This window comes from Dorea sp. 210702-DFI.3.125 (assembly GCF_020560945.1).
GTDB lineage: Bacteria > Bacillota > Clostridia > Lachnospirales > Lachnospiraceae > Dorea > Dorea formicigenerans.
Map to the genome: position 1 here is coordinate 1 of NZ_JAJCNF010000058.1, position 3,537 is coordinate 3,537.

Consider the following 3,537-nt stretch of genomic DNA (forward strand, 5'->3'; position numbering starts at 1 on the left):
AGAAGTGTCAAAGCCTCAATAATTACAATTTTATCCTTAACTTAATGACATTGAACTTTTAAAATACTACGTCCCTAATTATTATTTTACCATGTAAATTTCTTTTCAAAGTAAGCGTCAAGATCTTCTATTTTGATTCTCTCCTGCTCCATTGTGTCACGGTCACGTACTGTAACTGCTCCGTCTTCCTCGGAATCGAAGTCGTATGTTACACAGAATGGTGTTCCGATCTCGTCCTGACGGCGATAACGTTTTCCGATATTTCCACGGTCATCGAACTCGCAGTTGTATTTCTTAGCAAGCTGTGCATATACTTTCTCTGCACCTTCGTTGAGTTTCTTGGAAAGTGGAAGTATACCAATCTTCACTGGTGCAAGTGCCGGATGGAAGTGAAGAACAGTTCTTGTATCCGGCTTATCTTCTGTTCCAATATTCTCTTCATCATAAGCTGCACACAGGAATGCAAGAACTACACGGTCTGCTCCAAGTGACGGCTCAATAACATATGGTGTATATTTTTCTTTCTTCTCGTCATCAAAATAAGTAAGATCCTGTTTTGATACATTCATATGCTGTGTCAAATCATAATCTGTACGATCTGCGATTCCCCACAGTTCTCCCCAGCCAAATGGGAACAGGAACTCGATATCCGTAGTTGCTTTACTGTAGAATGAAAGCTCCTCTTTATCATGGTCACGATAACGTACTTCTTCGTCTTTCAGTCCCAGTGTGTGTAACCAGTCAAGACAGAACTTCTTCCAGTAAGCGAACCACTCAAGATCTGTATCAGGCTCACAGAAGAACTCTAACTCCATCTGTTCGAACTCTCTTGTACGGAATGTAAAGTTACCTGGTGTAATCTCATTTCTGAATGATTTACCAATCTGTCCGATTCCAAATGGAATCTTCTTTCTTGATGTACGCTGTACGTTCTTAAAGTTTACAAAGATTCCCTGTGCTGTCTCTGGTCTTAAATATACTGTATTCTTTGCATCTTCTGTAACTCCCTGGAATGTCTTGAACATTAGGTTGAACTCACGGATCTCTGTGAAATCATGTTTACCGCAAGTCGGACATGGAACATTATTCTCTTTAATAAAATTCTCCATCTGCTCATGGCTCCAGCCGTCGATGCTGTCTCCAATCTCAATACCATGCTCGTGAGCGTAATCTTCAATAATTTTATCAGCTCTGAAACGCTCATGGCATTCTTTACAATCCATAAGAGGGTCGCTGAATCCGCCAAGATGACCACTTGCAATCCATGTTTGTGGATTCATAAGGATCGCACAATCTACGCCGACATTATATGGTGATTCCTGAATGAACTTCTGCCACCATGCTTTTTTTACATTGTTCTTAAGCTCAACTCCGAGATTTCCATAATCCCATGTATTTGCAAGTCCTCCGTAAATCTCAGACCCCGGATACACGAATCCTCTGGATTTTGCTAAAGCTACAATTTTGTCCATTGTTTTTTCTACCATATTCCCTTCTCCTTCTCCTCTGATATTGTTAATAATTATACAGTTAATATTATCTATTTTCAAGTCTATTTCCCATATATTTACTTTGTATTTCTATAAATTTCTACAAATCAAACTATTGTCTCTAATATTTCCAATGATTTAAAGTTTCTTCCCACGTATACATTCAGGTAATTGCGGATCAGATTCTCCAGTTCCAAAAGCACTTCTTCTTTCACTGCAAATGTATATAACTTCTCTACTTTTGAGCTGATAATATACTGAAGCGTATATAAAGTAGATGTCCCTACCATCACCGCGTCCGGCGCATGAATCTCACATTTTCTACAGACCAGACCGCCTTTTCTGACGCTGAACTTCATATTTTCTTCCCATCTTCCACAACTGACACATTCAAACACCTGTGGACCTTCTCCATTGATACAAACCGCCTTTAACTCATAAATGCACCGAATCAGCCGATTTGGTATATGTACATTTGTAAGGGCGCGCAATGTCTGATACAAAAGTTTTAAGAGTTCTGTCTCATCGTTGGCTTCCCTTGCATAGTACCCCGCAAAATCCAGAAAATAAAAACCATAGTAAGCACCTTCCACGTCTGTCCGAAGTTCAGAAAAATAATTGGAAATAGAGGCCGACATCAATGTATATGATGTCCGCCCCTCATAGACTACAAATTCTCCAAATGAAAATGGGCTTGTCACCCCAAGGAGGGAACTATTGGTTCTTCTGGCTCCTCTTGCAAATGCTGCAATTTTCCCACGTTCTTTTGTAAGCAGTACAACACGTCTGTCATAATCGCCCACCGGAGTTGCCGAAAGCACCATGCCCGTCACGGTAATCTGATTCATAGGTCTTCTTCTGTGAACGCTCCATGACTCTGTAGCAGATCTTCATGCCACGGTAATAGAGATAGTCCACAATCCTTCCTGTCTTCATAAATTGCTTCCAGTACTTTTCTTCCATAAGGTCACCTCATCATAAGCTTGTTTTCATGTAAATGTTTTTCCTTATGATTAGATTCCCCCAAATACCACTCATTTTATTCTTCTTCCCGATATCCAAAATTTTTCATCAGAAATTCGCTGTCTCTCCAGTCCTTCTTTACCTTCACCCAAAGCTTCAGATTGACCTTACAATCCAACATTCTCTCAATCTCATAACGAGCAGTACTTCCAATTTTTTTCAGCATACTCCCCTGTTTTCCGATGATGATCCCCTTGTGTGAATCACGCTCACAGATGATCGTTGCATCAATATGCATAACTTTGTTCTGCATTTTCATACGGTCAATCGCAACCGCGATTCCATGCGGGATTTCATCTTGCAAACTGTGCAATGCTTTCTCACGGATCAATTCTGCCACAATCTGACGTTCCGGCTGATCTGTCACTGTGTCCTCATCATAAAACTGTGGTCCATATGGAAGATATTTCATAATGACGCGCAGAAGTTCATCCGTATTGTCACCACTTCTTGCAGATACCGGAACAATATCTGCAAAGTCATAAATATCTTTGTATGCAGCAATTGCCGGCAGAATCTCTTCTCTCTTCACAGAATCCACCTTATTGATGACGAGAATGACCGGTGTCTTGACTCTCTGAAGCTGCTTTGCAATATGCTGTTCGCCCGCTCCGATAAATGTAGTTGGCTCCACAAGCCAAAGCACGACATCCACTTCATTCAATGTCTTCTCAGCCACATTTACCATGTACTCGCCGAGCTTGTTTTTCGCCTTGTGGATTCCTGGTGTATCAACAAATACAATCTGACCTTCATCCGTTGTCAGAACCGTCTGGATACGGTTACGTGTTGTCTGCGGTTTGTTAGATGTAATGGCAATCTTCTGCCCGATCAGGTAATTCATTAATGTAGATTTTCCCACATTCGGACGTCCAATCAATGTCACAAAACCAGACTTAAAATCATTCTTCATATATTCTCCGTTACTGAAAACTTATAAAAAGTTATAAACTCCCATGTTTCATTCCCACTTCAACGAGTATGCTTTTGATGATATAAATATCTATCTACTCACAAGTTCTTG

The 3,537-nt window shown here is 40.5% G+C and carries 4 protein-coding genes; all 4 read right to left on the reverse strand.

Annotated features, from left to right (window positions below; all coding sequences use genetic code 11):
- Positions 1-86: 86 nt before the first annotated feature.
- A complete protein-coding gene (locus LI164_RS15430) occupies positions 87-1,487 on the reverse strand; it encodes a glycine--tRNA ligase (protein WP_040015577.1) in 1,401 nt (466 codons plus the stop codon).
- A gap of 110 nt (positions 1,488-1,597) precedes the next feature.
- Positions 1,598-2,338 carry a DNA repair protein RecO gene (recO, locus tag LI164_RS15435; RefSeq protein WP_005334274.1) on the reverse strand — a complete coding sequence of 247 codons (741 nt, stop codon included), beginning with the start codon at positions 2,336-2,338 and terminating at the stop codon, positions 1,598-1,600.
- Positions 2,280-2,453, reverse strand: coding sequence for a hypothetical protein (locus tag LI164_RS15440; RefSeq protein ID WP_005334277.1), 174 nt, complete (start codon positions 2,451-2,453; stop codon positions 2,280-2,282). The genes recO and LI164_RS15440 overlap by 59 nt, the downstream gene beginning before the upstream one ends.
- A gap of 76 nt (positions 2,454-2,529) precedes the next feature.
- Positions 2,530-3,426, reverse strand: a complete 897-nt coding sequence (gene era / locus LI164_RS15445; protein WP_005334279.1) for a GTPase Era — start codon at positions 3,424-3,426, stop codon at positions 2,530-2,532.
- Between the last annotated feature and the right edge of the window lie 111 nt (positions 3,427-3,537).

What these genes read in the sequence shown, in the direction of transcription:
- LI164_RS15430 (WP_040015577.1), bottom strand. Translation starts at nt 1,487, where the DNA reads ATGGTAGAAAAAACAATGGACAAAATTGTAGCTTTAGCAAAATCCAGA.
- recO (WP_005334274.1), bottom strand. Translation starts at nt 2,338, where the DNA reads ATGAATCAGATTACCGTGACGGGCATGGTGCTTTCGGCAACTCCGGTG.
- LI164_RS15440 (WP_005334277.1), bottom strand. Translation starts at nt 2,453, where the DNA reads ATGGAAGAAAAGTACTGGAAGCAATTTATGAAGACAGGAAGGATTGTG.
- era (WP_005334279.1), bottom strand. Translation starts at nt 3,426, where the DNA reads ATGAAGAATGATTTTAAGTCTGGTTTTGTGACATTGATTGGACGTCCG.